The 18,857-nt window shown below is 71.4% G+C and carries 16 protein-coding genes and 2 tRNA genes; 10 read left to right on the top strand and 8 right to left on the bottom strand.

What is annotated here, in order from left to right; all coding sequences use genetic code 11:
- Positions 1-19: 19 nt before the first annotated feature.
- Positions 20-1,069 carry a hypothetical protein gene (locus CNQ36_RS12070; protein ID WP_121545985.1) on the bottom strand — a complete coding sequence of 350 codons (1,050 nt, stop codon included), beginning with the start codon at positions 1,067-1,069 and terminating at the stop codon, positions 20-22.
- A 201-nt stretch (positions 1,070-1,270) separates the two neighbouring features.
- On the bottom strand, positions 1,271-3,880 hold the full coding sequence (gene pepN, locus CNQ36_RS12065) for an aminopeptidase N (RefSeq protein ID WP_121545984.1): 2,610 nt from the start codon (positions 3,878-3,880) through the stop codon (positions 1,271-1,273).
- 137 nt (positions 3,881-4,017) lie between these two features.
- On the opposite strand from pepN, the gene CNQ36_RS12060 reads away from it, so the two are divergent.
- Complete coding sequence (locus CNQ36_RS12060; protein WP_004931327.1) at positions 4,018-4,665, top strand: mycothiol-dependent nitroreductase Rv2466c family protein; 648 nt, start codon at positions 4,018-4,020, stop codon at positions 4,663-4,665.
- Positions 4,666-4,668: 3 nt separating this feature from the next.
- On the opposite strand, the gene CNQ36_RS12055 is transcribed toward CNQ36_RS12060, so the two are convergent.
- Positions 4,669-4,911, bottom strand: a complete 243-nt coding sequence (locus CNQ36_RS12055) for a hypothetical protein (protein ID WP_040907202.1) — start codon at positions 4,909-4,911, stop codon at positions 4,669-4,671.
- 113 nt (positions 4,912-5,024) lie between these two features.
- A complete protein-coding gene (locus CNQ36_RS12050; protein WP_121545983.1) occupies positions 5,025-6,404 on the bottom strand; it encodes an amino acid permease in 1,380 nt (459 codons plus the stop codon).
- 412 nt (positions 6,405-6,816) lie between these two features.
- On the opposite strand from CNQ36_RS12050, the gene CNQ36_RS12045 reads away from it, so the two are divergent.
- On the top strand, positions 6,817-7,401 hold the full coding sequence (locus CNQ36_RS12045) for a biotin transporter BioY (protein WP_121545982.1): 585 nt from the start codon (positions 6,817-6,819) through the stop codon (positions 7,399-7,401).
- Between the two features lie 76 nt (positions 7,402-7,477).
- On the opposite strand, the gene CNQ36_RS12040 is transcribed toward CNQ36_RS12045, so the two are convergent.
- Positions 7,478-8,971 carry an amino acid permease gene (locus tag CNQ36_RS12040; RefSeq protein WP_121545981.1) on the bottom strand — a complete coding sequence of 498 codons (1,494 nt, stop codon included), beginning with the start codon at positions 8,969-8,971 and terminating at the stop codon, positions 7,478-7,480.
- 205 nt (positions 8,972-9,176) lie between these two features.
- Here CNQ36_RS12040 and CNQ36_RS12035 point away from each other — a divergent pair, with 205 nt between their 5' ends.
- Positions 9,177-9,662 carry a ribose-5-phosphate isomerase gene (locus CNQ36_RS12035; RefSeq protein WP_004931334.1) on the top strand — a complete coding sequence of 162 codons (486 nt, stop codon included), beginning with the start codon at positions 9,177-9,179 and terminating at the stop codon, positions 9,660-9,662.
- A 101-nt stretch (positions 9,663-9,763) separates the two neighbouring features.
- Positions 9,764-10,585: an Fpg/Nei family DNA glycosylase gene (locus CNQ36_RS12030; RefSeq protein ID WP_121548436.1), complete on the top strand. Its 822-nt coding sequence runs from the start codon at positions 9,764-9,766 to the stop codon at positions 10,583-10,585.
- A 4-nt stretch (positions 10,586-10,589) separates the two neighbouring features.
- Here CNQ36_RS12030 and CNQ36_RS12025 read toward each other — a convergent pair whose 3' ends face one another.
- Positions 10,590-11,840 carry a GNAT family N-acetyltransferase gene (locus tag CNQ36_RS12025; RefSeq protein WP_121545980.1) on the bottom strand — a complete coding sequence of 417 codons (1,251 nt, stop codon included), beginning with the start codon at positions 11,838-11,840 and terminating at the stop codon, positions 10,590-10,592.
- Positions 11,841-12,003: 163 nt separating this feature from the next.
- Between CNQ36_RS12025 and CNQ36_RS12020 the strand changes: the two genes are divergently transcribed.
- On the top strand, positions 12,004-13,182 hold the full coding sequence (locus tag CNQ36_RS12020) for a PP2C family protein-serine/threonine phosphatase (RefSeq protein WP_121545979.1): 1,179 nt from the start codon (positions 12,004-12,006) through the stop codon (positions 13,180-13,182).
- Between the two features lie 18 nt (positions 13,183-13,200).
- A complete protein-coding gene (locus CNQ36_RS12015) occupies positions 13,201-13,653 on the top strand; it encodes an HD domain-containing protein (protein ID WP_121545978.1) in 453 nt (150 codons plus the stop codon).
- Between the two features lie 40 nt (positions 13,654-13,693).
- Here the strand turns inward: CNQ36_RS12015 and CNQ36_RS12010 are convergent, their stop codons facing one another.
- Complete coding sequence (locus tag CNQ36_RS12010; protein WP_040907204.1) at positions 13,694-14,881, bottom strand: acyltransferase family protein; 1,188 nt, start codon at positions 14,879-14,881, stop codon at positions 13,694-13,696.
- 636 nt (positions 14,882-15,517) lie between these two features.
- Here CNQ36_RS12010 and CNQ36_RS12005 point away from each other — a divergent pair.
- Positions 15,518-15,712 (top strand): hypothetical protein, encoded by a 195-nt coding sequence (locus CNQ36_RS12005; protein ID WP_004931346.1) that lies wholly within the window; start codon positions 15,518-15,520, stop codon positions 15,710-15,712.
- Between the two features lie 88 nt (positions 15,713-15,800).
- On the opposite strand, the gene CNQ36_RS12000 is transcribed toward CNQ36_RS12005, so the two are convergent.
- Positions 15,801-15,871: transfer RNA gene (locus CNQ36_RS12000), tRNA-Gly, on the bottom strand.
- A 166-nt stretch (positions 15,872-16,037) separates the two neighbouring features.
- Between CNQ36_RS12000 and CNQ36_RS11995 the strand changes: the two genes are divergently transcribed.
- The 3 genes from CNQ36_RS11995 to CNQ36_RS11985 all read left to right on the top strand — a co-directional run bounded on the left by CNQ36_RS11995 (position 16,038) and on the right by CNQ36_RS11985 (position 18,784).
- A tRNA-Pro gene (locus CNQ36_RS11995) sits at positions 16,038-16,114 on the top strand.
- A 165-nt stretch (positions 16,115-16,279) separates the two neighbouring features.
- Positions 16,280-17,656 (top strand): trigger factor, encoded by a 1,377-nt coding sequence (gene tig, locus CNQ36_RS11990; protein ID WP_121545977.1) that lies wholly within the window; start codon positions 16,280-16,282, stop codon positions 17,654-17,656.
- 522 nt (positions 17,657-18,178) lie between these two features.
- Entirely contained in the window at positions 18,179-18,784 is a 606-nt protein-coding gene (locus CNQ36_RS11985) for an ATP-dependent Clp protease proteolytic subunit (RefSeq protein ID WP_030217676.1), read from the top strand.
- The last annotated feature ends 73 nt before the right edge of the window (positions 18,785-18,857 follow it).

The following is an 18,857-nucleotide window of genomic DNA, read 5'->3' as shown; positions in this document are numbered from 1 at the left end:
CCCGTGCCGCGGCCCGCTGTCACCGCGGCACCACCACGACGTACGCCGCCGGGTCGCGGTCGGCCGAGGCCATCAGGGCGGTGCGGACCACCGCCGCCTGCTGCTCCGCCATGTCCCGGAGCCTGCGCGGGGTGACATGGACGACGGTGATGCCGAGGCGCTCCAGGTGCTCGCGCTTGCGGGTGTGCTCGGCCCACTCGGCCTCGTCGTCCGGCCGCCCGCCCGGACGCGGCGCGCGGGTGTCCAGCTCCACCGCCACCGACTGCTCCGGCCAGTACGCGTCCAGGCTGCCGAGACGGGGTCCGCCCGGCAGCCGCAGTTCGACGTTCCAGCACGGGTCCGGCAGACCGTGGTCGTGCACCATCCGGTACAGCCGGGACTCCGCCAGCGTCCGGCTCTCGGCCAGCAGCGAGTCCACCGCGTCCACCACGTGCGGCCGGTTCAGCAGCTTGGCCGCGGTCAGCTCGCGCACCACCGCCGCCGGGTCGCAGAAGCCGCCGCGCACCGCCTCCGTCAGCAGCCGGCGCACGGTCTCCGCGTCCTCCAGGCGCGCCACGGCGTCGGCCAGCGCACGCGGAACGGGGGCCACCGGCAGGCCCGTGACCTGCTCCGGCTCGGGCAGCACGGCGGTGCGGACGATACGGGCACAGCCCGCGGAACGCAGCCGGCGCAGCCGCGGCACCAGCACGTCGAAGGCGTCCAGGGAGGGCAGCGGCGGAGTGGAGGAGAAGCCGTGCAGGGTCAGCGCGGCCGGCCCGGTGATCACCGCCTCGCCGAAGGCGGAGGGGTGCGGACCCCGTGCGCCGGGCTGGACGGGGACGCCCCCGGCCCGCTCCCGTGCCGCGTACAGCAGCACCGCGTGCAGCCGCTCCTCGCTGGTCGGCGGGCCGGGGTGGAGCAGGACGACGCCGGGGAGGAGCTGCTGCCAGGGCCCGCCGGGACGGCACTGCTCGCCGGCCTTCGCGGCGGAGACGCCGTGGGCGCGCAGCTGGGCGTGGGTGAGGACCCGGCGGGGGCCGTCGGCGAGCTGGTGCAGGGGGCGGGGGGAGAGCGGCGCGTTGTGGTTCATGACCGGCAATTTCCCGCCTCCGGGCCGCCCGCGAACCCGTGTTACAGGCCCGTCGACAAACAGGGACGAGCCTGCCCTTGAGGACGCCTGTTCGGATACCGGAAACCCCTGGTCCGTTCGGTCGCGGACCAGGGGTTACGGCTGTCATTGACCGGATTCCGTAACGAGGACGGAAGGCCGGTCAAGGGGCCGGGACCGCGCTCACCGGCCGGCGGCGGCCTCGTCGCACGCCTGGCCGCGCAGCGCCCGGGCCAGGTCGTCACGGGACTCCAGGACCAGTCGGCGCAGCGCCGGGGCGGCGTCCTCGTGGGAGGTGAGCCAGGCGTCGGTCGCGTCCAGGGTCTCCTGCGAGTCCTGGTGGGAGGGGAACAGGCCGCGGACCACGTCCATGCCGATCTGGATGGACCGCCCGGTCCACACCCGCTCGATCGCCGCGAAGTACTTCTCGGTGTACGGCGCGAGCAGCTCCCGCTGGGACGACTGCGCGAAGCCGGAGATGGTGGCCTCCACCAGCGCGTTGGACAGCGCGTCCGACTCCACGACCTGCGCCCAGCACTGCGCCTTGACCGCCGCCGACGGGCGCGCGGCCAGACAGCGCACCTGGTGGCGCTTGCCCGAGGCCGTGTCGTCCCGGGCCAGCTCCGCGTCCAGCACCTTCTCGTCCGCGACCCCGTGCGCGGCCAGCGGCTCCAGGAACGCCCAGCGCAGCTCCTGGTCCACCGCCAGGCCCTCGACCGCCGAGGTGCCGTCCAGCAGGCCCGTGAGCAGGTCGAAGTCCGCGGGCTCGGCGGCCGAGCGCGCGAAGAACCGCGCCCAGGCCAGCTGGTGCTCGCTGCCCGGCTCGGCGTCGTGCAGCTCGCGCCGCGCGCCCCGGGCGAGCTCCACGCCGAGCTCCGCGCGCCCGAACGGCGCCGCGTAGTGCACCAGCGCCGACTCCGCCCAGGCGTGCAGCATCTGGAGCACACCGATGTCGGACTCGCGTCCGGCGAACCGCAGCACCAGGTCCACGAAGTTCCGGGCGGGCAGCAGCGCGTCGCGGGTCATGTTCCACAGCGCCGACCAGCACAGGGCACGGGCGAGCGGGTCGGTCAGCGCGCCCAGGTGCTCCCGCAGCGCCGCCAGCGACGTGTCGTCGAAGCGGGTCTTGCAGTACGTCAGGTCGTCGTCGTTGACCAGCACCAGCTCCGGCGCGTCCGCGCCCGCCAGCTCCGCCACGACCGTACGCGCCCCGTCGACGTCCGTCTCGGCCTGCGCGTACCGCTCCAGGGTGCCGGAGTCCGTGCGCCGGTACAGGCCCACCGCCACCCGGTGCGGGCGCAGTTCGGGGTGCCCCGCCGACGGAGTCGGCTGATCGGGCACTGCGGCGGCCTCCTGGAGAACCGTCAGCTCGTCGATCCTGCCGTCCGCGCCCAGCAGCACCTGCGGGGTGAGGGAGTTGACTCCTGCCGTCTGCAGCCATGCCCGCGACCACGCGGCCATGTCGCGCCCGCTGGTCTCCTCCAGCACCGACAGCAGGTCGCCCAGGCGCGTGTTGCCGTACGCGTGCCGCTTGAAGTAGCGCCGGGCGCCCTCCAGGAACGCGTCCTGCCCGACGTACGCCACCAGCTGCTTCAGCACGGAGGCGCCCTTGGCGTAGGTGATGCCGTCGAAGTTGAGCTTGGCGTCCTGCAGGTCGCGGATGTCCGCGGTGATCGGGTGCGTGGAGGGCAGCTGGTCCGCGCGGTACGCCCAGGCCTTGCGGCGGTTGGCGAAGGTGATCCAGCCGTCGGTGAAGCGGGTCGCGCCGACCAGCGAGAACGCGCCCATGAAGTCCGCGAAGGACTCCTTCAGCCACAGGTCGTCCCACCACTCCATGGTGACCAGGTCGCCGAACCACATGTGCGCCATCTCGTGCAGGATGACGTTGGCCCGGCCCTCGTACGAGGCGCGCGTCACCTTGCCCCGGAAGATGAACTCCTCCCGGAAGGTGACCATCCCGGGGTTCTCCATCGCGCCCAGGTTGTACTCGGGCACGAACGCCTGGTCGTACTTCCCGAACGGGTACGGGTAGTCGAAGTGGTCGTGGAAGAAGTCCAGGCCCTGCTTGGTCACCAGGAACACGTCGTCGGCGTCGAAGTGCGGGGCGAGGCCCTTGCGGCACATCGCGCCGAGCGGGATCTCCAGCCGGGTGCCGTCCTCCAGGACCCGCTCGTAGGAGTCGGTCACGTAGTGGTACGGGCCCGCCACCACACAGGTGATGTACGTCGAGATCGGCTTGGTCTCCGCGAACCGCCACACCCCGTCGGCCGATTCACCGGCCCCGTTGCTCCACACCGTCCAGCCCTCGGGTGCGCGCACCTCGAAGCGGTAGGGCGCCTTGAGGTCGGGCTGCTCGAAATTGGCGAAGACGCGACGGGAGTCGGCCGGCTCGTACTGGGTGTACAGGTACACCTCGCCGTCCTCGGGGTCGACGAAGCGGTGCATGCCCTCGCCGGTGCGGGAGTAGGCGCACTGCGCGTCCACCACGAGCTCGTTGTCGGCGGCCAGGTCCTCAAGGAGGATCCGCGAGCCGTCGAAGACCCGGCCGGGGTCGAGGTCCCGTCCGTTCAGCGAGAGGGCGGTCACGCTCGGGGCGATCAGGTCCGCGAAGCTGCTCGCCCCCGGCTCGGCGCAGCGGAACCGGACGGTGGTGACGGACCGGAAGGTGCGCGGGCCCCCGCCGGAGTGCTCGCCGACCGCGGAACGCAGGTCGAGGGAGACCTCGTACCCGTCGACGGACAGCAGGGCTGCCCGCTCCCGGGCCTCTTCGCGGGTCAGATTCTCACCGGGCACGGGCGGACTCCTCAGGCGTCGTCGACATGGATGTACAGGGCCGATCCTGTCATGCGCTCCTGACACGGGTCAGCCGGGAATGGCCGGGACGAGCCGGGGCGTTGTCACAGGGAAACTCTTCCGTCACAAGGAGCGACATGTCGGACAAGTCTCCCGCCACGCCCGTCGACTTCTGGTTCGACCCGCTGTGCCCCTGGGCCTGGATGACCTCCCGCTGGGTGCGCGAGGTCGAGAAGGTGCGGGACATCGAGGTCCGCTGGCACCTGATGAGCCTCGCGGTCCTCAACGAGGACAAGCTCGACGAGCTGCCGGCCGAGTACCGCGAGATGCTCGAGGTCAAGGCCTGGGGCCCGGTGCGCGTGGTGATCGCCGCCCAGCAGGAGCACGGCGCCGAGGTCCTCGGCGACCTCTACACCGCGCTCGGCACCCGCATCCACAACCAGGACGAGGGCCCGGGCAGGGAGACGGTCGCCGCCGCCCTGAAGGACGTCGGCCTGCCCGAGTCGCTCATGGACCACTGGGACTCCACCCCGTACGAGCCGGAGCTGCGCGCCTCCCACAAGGAGGGCATCGAGAAGGTAGGCCAGGAGGTCGGCACCCCGGTCATCGCGGTGCCCGGACCCGGCGGCGAGGAGATCGCCTTCTTCGGCCCGGTCGTCACCCCGGCCCCGAAGGGCGAGGAGGCCGCCCGCCTGTGGGACGGCACCCTCGCGGTGGCCTCCGTCCCCGGCTTCTACGAGATCAAGCGCACGCGGACGAAGGGCCCGGACTTCAGCAACCTCTGACGGTCACTCGAGGGGCGCCAGTTTGACGGGCTCGGTGAAGGGCTTCAGCTGGAGGTACCTGCGCAGGTTCCGGCACTGCGCTCCGGTGTCCGGATCCAGCACGTTCTCGCAGAGCCAGAAGTCGTACACCGCCTTGAGGCCGAGCTGCGCCCTGGCCTTCTCCTGCTCCTCGCCGGTCAGCAGCCGGTGCCGGTGCTCGCCCTTGCACGTCGAGCAGGCCAGCGTGAGTGTCCTGGGTGTCGCCATTGCGCAACAGTGACCCGGATTGCCGCATACCGGAAGCCCCCGCGAGGCACGTCCTCGCGGGGGCTTCCGGTTTTCCGCCCGCCGGGTGAACGGGGGGCCGTACGGGGCGGGCGTCAGCGCCGGGCGCGCACCCGCTGGCGGGCGTACCCCAGGGCCGCCAGGGCCAGCGTCATACCGCCCGTCGAGTACAGCTGCACGCGGGTGTCCGGCTCCCGGGCCATGAGGACGAAGACGGCCGCCATCCCGGCCAGCGCCACCCAGGTCAGCAGCGGGAACGCCCACATCCGCACCACCAGCTTCTCCGGCGCCTCCCGCTCCAGCCGGCGGCGCAGCCGCAGCTGGGAGACGGCGATGAAGATCCAGACGACCAGGATCACCGCGCCGATCATGTTCAGCAGCCAGGAGAAGACGTCGTCGGGCCGCCAGTAGCTCAGCAGCACGCACAGGAAGCCGAAGACCGAGGAGGCCAGCACGGCGATCCGCGGCACCCCGCCCGACACCCGGCCGAGGGCCTTCGGCCCCTGACCGCGCTCCACCAGCGAGTAGCCGATGCGCGAGGCGCCGTAGATGTTGGCGTTCATCGCGGACAGCAGCGCCACCAGCACCACCACGTTCATCAGCTGCCCGGCCCCCGGGATGCCGAGGCGGTCCAGGGCCGCGACGTACGGGCCGCTCTCGACGACCGCCGGGTCGTCCCACGGGACCAGCGTGACGATGACCGCCATCGAGCCGATGTAGAACAGCCCGATCCGCCACATCGCGGTACGGACCGCGCTCGCCACGCCCTTCACCGGGTTCTCCGACTCGGCCGCGGCGATGGTCACCGTCTCCAGGCCGCCGTAGGCGAACACGGAGGCCAGCAGTCCGATCACCAGGCCCTCGGCGCCGTGGGGCAGGAAGTCGGTGAGGTGGGAGGCGCCCGGCGAGTCCGTGCCCGGCAGCACCCCGGCGACGGCCAGCACGCCGAGCACCAGGAAGAGGGAGATCGCGCCGACCTTCAGCGCGGCGAACCAGAACTCGAACTCGCCGAAGTTCTTCACCGCGGCCAGGTTGGTCCCGCAGAACACCACCATGAACAGCGCCACCCACGCCCATTCGGGCGTGCCCGGCAGCCAGCCGGTGACGATCTTCGCGGCGCCGATGCCCTCCAGGCCGACCGCCGTGCACAGCAGCACCCAGAACGCCCAGCCGGCGGTGAAGCCCGCCCAGGGGCCGATCGCCCGCTCGGCGTGCGCCGAGAAGGAGCCCGACGACGGGTACGCGGCGGACATCTCGCCCAGCATCCGCATCACCAGCATCACCAGGAGGCCGGAGAGGGTGTAGGCGACGACGATGGACGGGCCGGCGGCGGCGATGCCCGCCCCGGAGCCCACGAACAGCCCGGCGCCGATCACCCCGCCGAGGGCGATCATCGACAGATGGCGTTGCTTCAGGCCGTGGGAGAGGGAGGCGCCGTCCGTCCCGGCGGGCGTCTCGACGGTGGTGCGGGGCATGGGCGCGGCTCGTCCAATGCGGGAGACGACAAAACGCCGCCCAGTCTGGGCGGCCCGCCCGCGTGCACGGGGAGGCCGCCCAGCATGTGGACGGATGTCATGCGGAGGGTGACAGTCCGTTTACGGTGCGGCCGTTGTGCGGTGCGGACGGCGGCCGACGAGCGAGGCGGCGCCCGGGACGCCGTACGGTCCCTTTGGTGGAATCCCACAGCGGCCGTACCACCGGGCGATGTCGGCGAAACCACGTCACCTCAGTGACCGGCGTCACCTCGCGTCACGCGTCACGCACGCCCTTTGTCCGGAGCCCACCAAGTCCGCGTCGGCGGCTTTGTGGAGCGCTGACGGTGATCGGCGCGCGGACGCCGGTATAGCGTCGCGGTGTCCCCAACTGCCCTCACCCCGCGGAGACCCCATGAGCACCGCTACCGTCACGTCCGCCCGCTCCGGACTGGTCCTCGCGGACCTCATCCCGGCCTCCCGTGTCCGGGACGCCGCGCTCGTGCTCGGCGGCGCCGCGCTCACCGGTCTGGCCGCGCAGATCGCGGTGCCCGTCCCCGGCTCCCCGGTGCCGGTGACCGGTCAGACCTTCGCGGCGCTGCTCGTCGGCACCACCCTCGGCGCCCGCCGCGGCTTCGCCTCCCTCGCGGTGTACGCGCTGGCGGGCATGGCCGGCGTGCCGTGGTTCGCGGAGGGCGCGTCGGGCATGGGGATGCCGTCCTTCGGCTACATCGTCGGCATGCTGCTGGCCTCCGTCGTCGTGGGCGCCCTGGCCCGTCGCGGTGCCGACCGCTCCGCCTGGCGGACGGCCGGCACCATGGTGCTCGGCTCGGCGGTCATCTACGCCGTCGGCGTGCCCTACCTGGCCCTCGCCACCGGCATGTCCGCCTCCGCCGCGATCGCGGCCGGCCTCACCCCGTTCCTCGTGGGCGACGCCCTGAAGGCGGCCCTGGCGATGGGCGTGCTGCCCACCGCCTGGAAGTTCGCCGGCAAGCGGTAACCGCCCGGTTCCACGCGGGAGGCCCGGAGGAACGCCGCACGGCGTCTCCTCCGGGCCTCCCGTCGTGAAGGGGTTCTCAGCCGGCCGGGACCTCGTCCCGCTCCCCGGCGCGCCGTGCGGCCAGCCGCTGCTTGACCAGGGCGATGACGAGCACGATCGCCGCGACCAGCAGCGACAGCAGGATCGTGGTGCGCCCGTCGTGCTCGGTGTCGGTCAGCATGTAACCGAGCACGAACACGATCAGCGCGGCGCTGGCCCACGTCAGATACGGGTACAGCCACATCCGGACGACCAGCTTCTCCGGCGCCTCCGCCTGGATGATCTTCCGCATCCGCAGCTGCGAGAAGCAGATCACCAGCCACACGAACAGCGCGACCGCGCCGGAGGAGTTGACGAGGAAGAGGAAGACGGAGTCCGGGAACTTGTAGTTGAAGAAGACGGCGACGAAGCCGAACACGACCGAGGCGATGATCGCGGTCTGCGGCACGCCCCGGCGGGTGGTCCGGGCGAACGCCTTCGGCGCGTCCCCGCGCCGGCCGAGTGAGAAGGCCATCCGGGAGGCCGTGTACAGCCCGGAGTTGAGGCAGGAGAGCACGGACGTCAGCACGATGCAGTTCATGATCTGGCCGGCGTGCGCGATGCCGAGGGAGTCCAGGGCGGCGACGTAGGAGCCGTCGTCGGCGATGGACTTGCTGTCCCAGGGCAGCAGACAGACCACGACGAAGATCGAGCCGAGGTAGAAGACGCCGATCCGCCAGATGATGCTGTTGGTCGCCTTGGTGACGGCCCGCTGCGGGTCCTCCGACTCACCGGCGGCCAGGGTGGCGATCTCGCTGCCCATGAACGAGAAGACGACGAGCAGGATGCCGGTGAGGATGGCGCCGGCGCCGTTGGGCAGGAAGCCGCCGTGGCCGGTGAGGTTGGCCAGCCCGGCCTGGTCGGTGTCCGCGCCGGGCAGCGCGCCGAAGACGGCCAGACCGCCGATGACGATGAACGCGCCGATGGCGACGACCTTGATCCCGGCGAACCAGAACTCGAACTCGCCGTAGGAGCCCACGGACGCCAGGTTGGTGGCGGTCAGCACCACCATCACGATGAGCGCCCAGCCCCACTGCGGAACGGCCGGAATCCACCCTTCGAGGATCGCCGCGCCGGCGGTCGCCTCCACCGCGAGGACGACGACCCAGAAGAACCAGTACAGCCAGCCGATGGTGAATCCGGCCCAGGGGCCGAGCGCCCGGTCGGCGTGCGCGGAGAAGGACCCGGACGTCGGGTTCGCCGCGGACATCTCGCCGAGCATCCGCATCACCAGCACCACGAGCGTGCCGACGAGGGCGTACGACAGCAGGATGCCGGGGCCGGCGGTGGCGATGCCGGTGCTGGAGCCGACGAAGAGGCCGGCGCCGATGACACCACCGATGGCGATCATCGACAGATGGCGGTTCTTCAGCCCGGCCTGGAGGCCGGAACCGTTTTCTCCGGGTCCGTCCGCGGACCCTCCGGGCGCCCCGGAGCCTCTGGGTTCTCCGGGGCCGTCTCCAGCTGTCTTCAAGGTCGGCTGCGAGGTCATGGAACGAGATTTCCTTTGCGCCGGGGGAGAGCTGCGCTCCGTAGGGGTCTACGGGCCGGACCAGTGAAACGGAGGGAAAAGGATTGTGGAACCTTGGAATCCGCATCTTTACTCGAACTTTTCCTGAGTATCTGTAATCCTCCTCACGTTCTCCTCACTCGCACCCGGCGCGCTTTCCCGTGAACCCCCGTGTCACACTCGGACCATGCGCGTGTATCTCGGCTCGGACCATGCGGGCTACGAACTCAAGAACCACCTCGTCGAGTGGCTCGAGAAGGCGGGCCACGAGCCCGTCGACTGCGGACCGCACATCTACGACGCCCAGGACGACTACCCGCCCTTCTGCCTCCGGGCCGCCGAGCGGACCGCCGCGGACGAGGGCGCCCTCGGCATCGTGATCGGCGGCTCCGGCAACGGCGAGCAGATCGCCGCGAACAAGGTCAAGGGCGTACGGGCGGCCCTGGCGTGGAGCGAGGAGACGGCGGCGCTCGGCCGCCAGCACAACAACGCCAACGTGGTCGCGGTGGGCGCGCGCATGCACACCCAGGACGAGGCGGTGAAGTTCGTCGAGACCTTCCTGAGCACCCCGTTCTCCGGTGACGAGCGTCACATCCGCCGGATCGACATGCTCGCCGGGTACGAGACGACGGGCGACCTCCCGCCCGTCCCCGCGCACCACCCCCAGCAGTAACGCCGTCCGGACCTCCCCCGGTGCCGCGCGCGCCGGGGGAGGACACCGCCGAACCCGGGCCGGGCAGGGTCTCCCGGCCGCGGCAGGAAAAGGACACCCCCGTGCCGGAAGGCCACACCATCCACCGGCTGGCCCAGGACTACGCCGCCGCCTTCGCCACCGGCACACCGCTGCGCGTCACCAGCCCCCAGGGCAAGTTCGCCGACGCCGCCGCCCTCCTCGACCGCACGCCGCTGCACACCACCGACGCCCACGGAAAGCACCTCTTCCTCGGCTTCGGCGGCCCCGAGCCCGCCGAGTGGGTCCACATCCACCTCGGCCTCTTCGGCAAGGTCACCTTCGGACCGGCCCCGGTGCCCCCGCCCACGGACACCGTCCGCCTGCGCCTGGCCGACGGCCTCTCCTACGTCGACCTGCGCGGCCCCACCACCTGCGCCCTGATCACCGACGGAGAGAAGCGGGCGGTCCACGACCGGCTCGGCCCCGACCCGCTCCGCCCGGACGCCGACCCGGACCAGGCGTACCGCAGGATCAGCCGCAGCCGTACGACGATCGCCGCGCTCCTCATGGACCAGAAGGTCGTCGCGGGCGTGGGCAACGTCTACCGCGCCGAGGTCCTCTTCCGGCACCGTGTCGACCCCTACCGCGCGGGCCGGGACATCACGCGCGCCCAGTGGGACGCGATCTGGGCCGACCTGGTCGCGCTGATGCGCGAGGGCGTCCGCAACAACCGCATCGACACCGTCCGCCCCGAACACACCCCCGAGGCCATGGGCCGCCCGCCGCGCGTCGACGACCACGGCGGCGAGGTGTACGTCTACCGCAGGGCGAACCTGCCCTGCCACCTCTGCGGCGGCGAGATCCGCACCGCCGGCCTCGCCGCCCGCAACCTCTTCTGGTGCCCCGCCTGCCAGCGCCCCTGAACCCTCAGAAGCCGTGCGGCAGCCACGGCGCCGGGTCGCTACCGAACGCAGGCGACGCCTCCGCCAGCGCGCCGCGCCGCAGCTCGCGCACCCGGCCGGCCGCCGCCAGCGCCGTCAGACCCACCCCGCCCAGATAGACCGCGCCCAACTCCCTTACGGACAGGGCGAGATCGGCCGCGTCCTCGGTACGCTCGCAGGACGCCCCCTTGGCGTCCCCGCTCAGCCGCCAACGCCCGGTGTTCCAGGGGCAGAAGGCGTCCTCCACGTCGAACACCACGTCCACCGGCGCCCGGTACGTCCGCGCCTGCAGCGCCGCCCCCACGTCGACCAGCCGTACGTACAGCGCGTCCCGCAGCTCCGGCCGGCACCGGCGGATGTCGGACACCATGTGCTGCCATCCCTCGTCGACCGGCCGGCCGCGCGCCACCAGCCGCGAGGTCAGGTCGACGTCGAACAGGAACCGCCACAGCGCGGCGTCCGCCGCCGGATCCAGCGCGTCCAGCGCGCTCAGCACCACCGTGCCGTCGGGCCCGGCCGGCCCCCAGCCGGGCTTCACCCGGAACCGCGCGTACCCGACCGTCTCGCCGTCCCGCTCCGCCACCACGCACTGCAGCGGAGACGCCCCGTCCCGGCGGCTCTCCGGGTCGAGCGTCCCCAGCCGTTCCCAGCCCGGCCGGCGCGCCAGCATCCCCGGCCGCCCCGGCACCAGCCGGGCGTACACCGCCTCGCACGCGCCGAGCACCTCGGCGGGCGCCGCGTACCGCAGCCGCACGCCGTCCGTGCCCTCCGGCACCGCCAGCGTCGTCCGGCTCGTGTCGATCTCCGCGTTCACCTGGAAGGTGGCCGCCCCGTACCCGAACCGCCCGTAGATCGCCGGCTCGGACGCCGTGAGCACCGCCAGCGGCTCGCCCCAGGACCGCACGTCGTCCAGCTGCCGCCGCATCATCGACGTCAGCACCCCGCGCCGCCGGTGCGTGGCGGCCACGCCGACCATCGTGACGCCCGCGGCCGGCACCGCCGCGCCCCCGGGCACGGTCAGCCGGAACGAGAACGCGCCGGCCGTCCCCACGCACCCGTCGCCGTCCCACACACCGAGGGAACGGTCGGTCTCCGTCAGCTCCCGGAACAGCTCCAGTTCCTCGGCCGGCTCCGGGAATCCGCCGAAGGCACGGACCAGAGTGCCGTACCAGGTGTCCCACTCCTCCCGCCGCAGCACGCGTGGCCCGGTCACCGCATCAACACCGTTGTCGCCCATGGACCATGCGTACCAGGACCGCACGGGCCGGGCGAGGGAATTTCTCCCGGGCGGCCACACGACGGCGCCAGGTGAAGTTCACTGTGTGAAGTCCGCCCCGGCGAGGGGACAACCAGGACCTCCCGTGCCAAGTGGCCGGTCCGATGGATAGGGTCCCGAACTAATGGCAGCAGGACGACAGCGGCGCGCGGCAGCCGACACGTTCACGGCCCGGTTGAAGAAGCAGTGGCACCGGGCCCGCGTCGGCATGCGCCGGGCCGCCGTCGACTACTTCCGCGGCGACGGCTCGGACTGGATCGCGCTCGCCGGACTGCTCCTCTCCGTCCCGCTGATCGCGGCCGGAACCCTCGCCAACTCCGTGTGGTGCGCGCCCGCCGCACTCGTCCTGCCGATCGTCGCCGGCGGCCTGCTGCTGCGCCCGGCGAGCCTGCTCGGCCTGTACGCGGCCGCGGCGACCGCGCTGATCGTCGAGTCGGTGCGGCTCGGCCCCTACACCGAGGGCGCCGCCCGCGTCACCCCCGGCGTGGTCCTGGTCGTCGCCGCCTGCGGCTTCTTCGGACTGCTCGTCGCCCAGTTCCGCAGCCGGGTCGGCGTGCCCTGGCGGCGCGGCGGCACCATGCTGTTCGACCTGCGCGAACGCATCCGGGTGCAGAGCAAGCTGCCGAAGCTGCCGGACGGCTGGCACCGGGAGATGGCCCTGCGCCCGGCCGGCGGCCAGTCCTTCTCGGGCGACTTCGTGGTCGCGGCCCGCACCAACGGCGGGCGCACCCTGGAGGTCGTGCTCACCGACGTCTCCGGCAAGGGCATGGACGCCGCGTCCCGCGCCCTGCTGCTGTCGGGCGCCTTCGGCGGCCTCCTCGGCAGCCTTCCGCCGCACGCCTTCCTGCCGGCCGCCAACGGCTATCTGCTGCGCCAGGACTGGGACGAGGGCTTCGCCACCTCCATCCACCTCGTGCTCGACCTGGACTCCGGCGACTACGAGCTCTACTCCGCGGGACACCCGCCGGGCCTGCAGCTCAGCGCGGGCAGCGGACGCTGGGAGGAGAAGGCGGCCGACGGCCCGCTGCTCGGCGTGTACGACGGCGCCCAGTTCGACTCGGTGAAGGGCTCGCTGCGCCCCGGCGACGTGCTGATGCTGTTCACGGACGGCCTGGTGGAGACCTCCGACCGGGACATCGTCGAGGGCATCGACCGCCTCACCGGAGAGGCCGACCGCTATGTCGCGGGCGGCTTCCACGGCGCCGCCTGGCACCTCATCGAAGCGGTCGCCAAGGACGTCAACGACGACCGTGCGCTGCTGCTCATCTGCCGCGAGGGTCCGACGGCCTCCGCCGCCCGCTGACCCGGGCACACTGGAGCGGTGACCGAGACGACACCGCCGCCCCTGGCCGAGATCGAGTCCACCGCCCGCGCCGCGCACGCCGGACAGACCGACAAGGCGGGCCGCCCCTACGCCGAGCACCTGCGGGCCGTCGCCGAGGGCGTACGGGCCCGCGGCGGCGACGAGGAGCAGATCGCGGCGGCCTGGCTGCACGACGCCGTCGAGGACGGCAGACTGTCGCGGCGGTGGCTGGAGGAGGCCGCGCTGACCCGGCGGACCAAGGACATCGTCCTCGCGGTCACCAAGCTGCCGGGGGAGCCTCCCGAGGCGTACGCGGCCCGTGTTCTCGCCACCCCCGGCGCACTGCTGGTGAAGGAGGCGGACCTGGCGCACAACGCCGACCCGGCCCGCCTCGCCGTGCTGGACGGGCCGACCCGCACACGACTGACCGAGAAGTACGCGCGGATGCGCGCACTTCTCGGTCTGGTGTGAATCGCGTGGTGGGGCCCGCTCCGGAAGGACCTGGGCGGACCTAGGCGGAAACCTTCTCCCGGGTCTCCCGCTTCTGCGCGCGTTCGCGTTCGCGGGCCAGTTCGGCGGCGTCCCGTTTGAAGGCCCAGTCCATCCTCGGCTCCATCACGAACCGGAAGACCCGCCGGACCGGCCGGGTGCACAGCGCCGTCACCAGGACCGCCGCGAGGACGCTCACCGCGATCTCGCCGAGCGGCCCGTGCAGCACGTCGTGCTCGAACCAGCCCCGGTAGTCGCCCGCCTTCACCACGAAGCCGTGCAGCAGATAGCCGTACAGGGTGCCCGCGCCGAGTGCCGTGAACCACATGTGGCGGCCCGGCACCCAGGCGAAGAAGCAGGCGGTCAGCAGCAGCGAGCAGCCGAACATGGCGAGCACCATGACCGGACCGGCCCACCAGGGCGCGCCCAGCTCCTGGGCGGCGTCACGGTGGTAGAACCAGGCGGTGTTCATCCGCGGCACGGCCCACCAGCCGAACACGAGCGCCGCCGCGAACACCGGCACCGCCAGGATCCGCACCGACCGGCGGCGCACCATGTGGAAGTGCTCGGGCTTCATGCACAGACCCAGCACGAAGTAGGGCAGGAACTGCAGCACGCGCTGCAGGTCGAGGTCGTCGCCGATGCTGGGGGTGACGCTGGCCAGCATGGCGATTCCGAGGGCCAGCGGCAGCGGGTGCCGCACCGCGTTCCAGATCGGCGTGGTCAGCCGCCAGATGAACAGCGCGACCAGGAACCAGGTCAGGTACCAGGGGTCGAGCAGGCTGATGTCCTGCTGCGGATCGTTGTCGACGACCCGCTTGAACAGGGGGTACGCCGTCTCGAACACGATGTACGGCACGACGACGCCGGTGATCAGCCGCCGCAGCCGGTCGGGCCGCATGTCGAAACTGCGCGAGAAGAAGCCGGAGATGATGATGAAGGCCGGCATGTGGAACGAGTAGACGACCGAGTACGCCGCCTCCAGCACCCGGCTGTCGCCCTTGAGCGGCTCCCAGGAGTGGCCGACCGCCACCAGCACGATCGCCAGGTACTTGGCGTTGTCGAAGAACGCGTCGCGCTGTTTGCCGGACGGCGCCGGCCGGTCGCTCCGCCGGCTCTCCGCGCGCGGACTCGGCACTCCGGGCGCCGGTGACTGTGCCGGGGGGAGCGGCGTCCTGCGGTTGCCGTACGGTCGCTGCGAGTCCGTCACTGACCCTCCCGGCGGTAACTCGGGGAGTCGATCGGTGAGCTCGCTGCGCTTGCGGGGGACGAGGCAGCGTGGAACATCTGAGGCACCCTAGCGTTGTCCGCGGGATTTCGTAAAACGCCCGACGTCGGTCCTGGTATTCGCCTCGGATACCCCGGATCGGGGAATGTGTGCGGCACGGTCGAAGTGATGGCCAACACACTGTGCTGATATGGGGCTTGGGTGTCGCACCGGGGTTCCTTGTCACGATTATTCCGGATTGCGTCACGTATGCGACCGGCAGGCGACTCCGGTGATTTGCCTGGATTCGCTCACCTATTCCCGTTTCCCCGTACGGTTGTTGGGGCGGGTGCGGCGACAATTCGAAATGGCTGCGAACGCATTGTGTGGGGACGGAAACGATCCGGGCGAATTCCGTGCGCCGATGCCCCTTCGAATTGCCGTACGACACGGTGTCGTCGGCCCGTACGGGCGGCCGCCGGGGCGGTCGTGGCCGGACCGGTCCGGCCACGACGTGACGGATGATGCGTCAGCGGCCGCATAGGGGGGCCGTGTTGGTGGCACGATGGTTCTGGCGGGGTGCGCGGGGTCGCGTCGCCCGGGCCGGGGAAGCGGAACCGACCGAGGGTGTGATCAGTTGTGGCCATTTCACTGTCCGTGGTGCTGCTGTTGGGGATCATCCTGGTGGTGTTGATGAGAGGCGGCTCCCTCAAGGCGGGGCCGGCGGTGGTCGCCGTGCTCTTCGGCTTCTTCCTCGCCTCGACCGGCATGGCCGACGACATCCAGCGGTTCCTGGACTCGATAGCCGAGATGATCAACTCGATCAGCTTCTGAATCCCCCGCCCGCACCCGCGCGGAAGCTTCAGGAAAACGCCCGGGGCCGGGCGGAGGATCTCTCCTCCGCCCGGCCCCGGGCCGTGAGAGCGGGCGACGGGAATCGAACCCGCGTAGCTAGTTTGGAAGACTAGGGCTCTACCATTGAGCTACGCCCGCACTGGTCGCGCCGTGGTCCAGGAGGCCCGCGGCACTGACAGGCATCGTAGCGGGTTGCACGCCCTCGTCGCACACCCCGTTTCCGGAACGCCCCCGGTACCGCACCGCGACGGGAAATACGGCGGCCGTCCCGCCTGCATGCATGTACCCTACGTGTCGCACCAGACGGGGTGTGGCGCAGCTTGGTAGCGCGTCCGCTTTGGGAGCGGAAGGCCGTGGGTTCAAATCCCGCCACCCCGACCAGCCACCTGCCCACGCACCGGTGATCGCCTTTTGGGTGCCGTAGCCGCTGCCGTTACTATGCAAACTGCGCGCCCTGTGTGTCTCTGAAGTCCTCCGGGCGGCGAATCGGCCGGGCCTCTCTGGTCCCGGCAGAACCCGATAAGTCAGCCACAAGGAGACCGAACCGTGAAGAGCGCCGTGGAGACCCTGAACCCGACCCGGGTTCGGCTCACTGTCGAGGTGCCCTTCGAGGAGCTCAAGGACAGCCTCGACGCGGCGTACAAGAAGATCAACCAGCAGGTCACGGTGAAGGGCTTCCGCAAGGGCAAGGTCCCGGCCCGGGTCATCGACCAGCGGTTCGGCCGCGGTGCGGTGCTGGAGGAGGCCGTCAACGACGCCCTCCCGAAGTTCTACACCGACGCCGTCAACGAGGCCGAGCTGAACCCCCTGGGCCAGCCCGAGGTCGACATCACGGAGCTGAAGGACGGCGAGACGCTGAACTTCACCGCCGAGGTCGACATCCGCCCCGCCATCGAGATCCCGGACTACTCCGGCATCGAGGTCGAGGTCGACGCCGTCGAGGTCACCGACGAGGACGTCGAGAAGTCGGTCGAGCAGCTCCGTGAGCGCTTCGCCTCCACCTCCCCGGTGGAGCGCGCCGCCGAGGACGGCGACGTCGTCACCATCGACCTGGAGGCCAAGGTCGACGGCGAGGTCCTCGAGGACGGCGTCGCCAGCGGCGTCTCCTACACCATCGGCTCCGGCGAGCTGCTGGACGGCATCGACGACGCCGTGAAGGGCGTGGAGGCCGGTGGCGAGGCCACCTTCACCTCCGAGCTCAAGGGCGGCTCGGCGGCCGGCAAGGAGGCCGAGGTCACCGTCAAGGTCTCCCAGGTCGCCGCCCGCGAGCTGCCGGAGCTGGACGACGAGTTCGCCCAGCTCGCGTCCGAGTTCGACACCTTCGAGGAGCTGAAGGCGGACAGCCGCAAGCGCCTGGAGAACATGAAGCAGTACGACCAGGCCACGCAGGCCCAGGAGCGCGTCCTGGAGAAGCTGCTCGAGCTGGTCGAGGTCCCGGTCCCCGAGAAGCTGCTCGAGGACGAGATCAACACCCGCAAGCACAACCTCGAGCACCACCAGCTCGGCCAGATGGGCCTCGACCTCGCGAAGTACCTGGAGATCCAGGGCAAGACCGAGGAGGAGTTCGACACCGAGACCCGTGAGGCCGCGGTCAAGGGCATCAAGACCCAGTTCGTGCTCGACGAGCTCGTCAAGCAGGAGAAGCTCAACGTCAGCCAGGAGGAGCTCACCGAGCACCTCATGCGGCGCGCGGCCTCCTCCGGCATGTCCCCCGACCAGTTCGCCCAGGCCGTCGTCGAGCAGGGCCAGGTCCCGCTCCTCGTCGGTGAGGTCGCCCGCGGCAAGGCGCTGGCCGTCGTGGTCGAGAAGGCCACGGTCAAGGACACCAACGGCGAGGTCGTCGACCTCGACGACGAGGAAGAGGACGAGACCACCGAGGCCGAGGCCACGGAGGCCCCCGCCCAGGAGAAGACCGAGGACTGATCCTCTCCACCATGATCACCGGGCCCCCGGGGTGCACCACACCCCGGGGCCCCGCTGTCTCCGGACACCCCGTCCGGCCCCCTCCGCCGCCCGGGCCCGATCAGCTCCGTCACCCGTCGCCGCACGGCTGGACAGCCAACCCAGGGGCGCGGGGCTGTATCGATCTGCGGCTCCGCCGCGTGGGCGCGATCAGTTCCGTCACCCGTCGCCGCACGGCTGGACAGCCAACCCAGGGGCGCGGGGAACTGCGCGATCAGCCCTCCACGGCCCGCAGCCGCCCACGCCCCACCGCCCCCCACGGCGACAAGGCCCCCACAGCTCCCCGCGGAGCACACCGCGGAGCACACCGCGCTACGCCCCCGGCGAACACCCCCGTTACCGGGATTCCCCGGCGGAGTCACCGCGTTAGGGTCCATGAATACCAGGGGACGAGAGTCACCGAATACGGCTCCAGTCCCACAGGGATACGTGAGACGGCCCGGCGCCGTCGTAAGACGAGCAGGTGGATACGTGACGAATCTGATGCCCTCAGCCGCCGGCGAGCCCTCCATCGGTGGTGGCCTCGGCGACCAGGTCTACAACCGGCTGCTCGGCGAGCGGATCATCTTCCTCGGCCAGCCGGTCGACGACGACATCGCCAACAAGATCACCGCACAGCTGCTGCTCCTTGCCGCCGACCCGGACAAGGACATCTACCTGTACATCAACAGCCCCGGCGGCTCCATCACGGCCGGCATGGCGATCTACGACACCATGCAGTTCATCAAGAACGACGTGGTGACCATCGCCATGGGCCTCGCGGCCTCCATGGGCCAGTTCCTGCTGAGCGCCGGCACCCCCGGCAAGCGCTTCGCGCTGCCGAACGCCGAGATCCTGATCCACCAGCCGTCCGCCGGCCTCGCCGGCTCGGCCTCGGACATCAAGATCCACGCCGAGCGGCTGCTGCACACCAAGAAGCGCATGGCCGAGCTGACGTCCCAGCACACGGGCCAGTCGGTCGAGCAGATCACCCGCGACTCCGACCGCGACCGCTGGTTCGACGCCTTCGAGGCCAAGGAGTACGGCCTCATCGACGACGTGATCCCCACGGCCGCCGGTATGCCGGGCGGTGGCGGCACCGGGGCCTGAGCGGCCGCACGGAGCCCCTCGGGGCCCGTACCCGCCCCACCGGGCCCCCGGGCCCGGTGAACCAGCCCCAGCA

This window comes from Streptomyces fungicidicus, from assembly GCF_003665435.1.
GTDB classification, from domain to species: Bacteria; Actinomycetota; Actinomycetes; order Streptomycetales; family Streptomycetaceae; genus Streptomyces; species Streptomyces fungicidicus.
Note: the sequence above shows the minus strand (reverse complement) of the source record. Positions and strands in the feature narration are given on the sequence as shown.

Excerpts from the sequence above, each read along its gene's own strand:
- CNQ36_RS11985 (WP_030217676.1), top strand. The coding sequence starts at position 18,179 with ATGCCCTCAGCCGCCGGCGAGCCCTCCATCGGTGGTGGCCTCGGCGAC.
- CNQ36_RS12040 (WP_121545981.1), bottom strand. The coding sequence starts at position 8,971 with ATGACCTCGCAGCCGACCTTGAAGACAGCTGGAGACGGCCCCGGAGAA.
- CNQ36_RS12055 (WP_040907202.1), bottom strand. The coding sequence starts at position 4,911 with ATGGCGACACCCAGGACACTCACGCTGGCCTGCTCGACGTGCAAGGGC.
- CNQ36_RS12060 (WP_004931327.1), top strand. The coding sequence starts at position 4,018 with ATGTCGGACAAGTCTCCCGCCACGCCCGTCGACTTCTGGTTCGACCCG.
- CNQ36_RS12020 (WP_121545979.1), top strand. The coding sequence starts at position 12,004 with ATGGCAGCAGGACGACAGCGGCGCGCGGCAGCCGACACGTTCACGGCC.
- CNQ36_RS12050 (WP_121545983.1), bottom strand. The coding sequence starts at position 6,404 with ATGCCCCGCACCACCGTCGAGACGCCCGCCGGGACGGACGGCGCCTCC.
- CNQ36_RS12035 (WP_004931334.1), top strand. The coding sequence starts at position 9,177 with ATGCGCGTGTATCTCGGCTCGGACCATGCGGGCTACGAACTCAAGAAC.
- CNQ36_RS12045 (WP_121545982.1), top strand. The coding sequence starts at position 6,817 with ATGAGCACCGCTACCGTCACGTCCGCCCGCTCCGGACTGGTCCTCGCG.
- CNQ36_RS12025 (WP_121545980.1), bottom strand. The coding sequence starts at position 11,840 with ATGGGCGACAACGGTGTTGATGCGGTGACCGGGCCACGCGTGCTGCGG.
- CNQ36_RS12070 (WP_121545985.1), bottom strand. The coding sequence starts at position 1,069 with ATGAACCACAACGCGCCGCTCTCCCCCCGCCCCCTGCACCAGCTCGCC.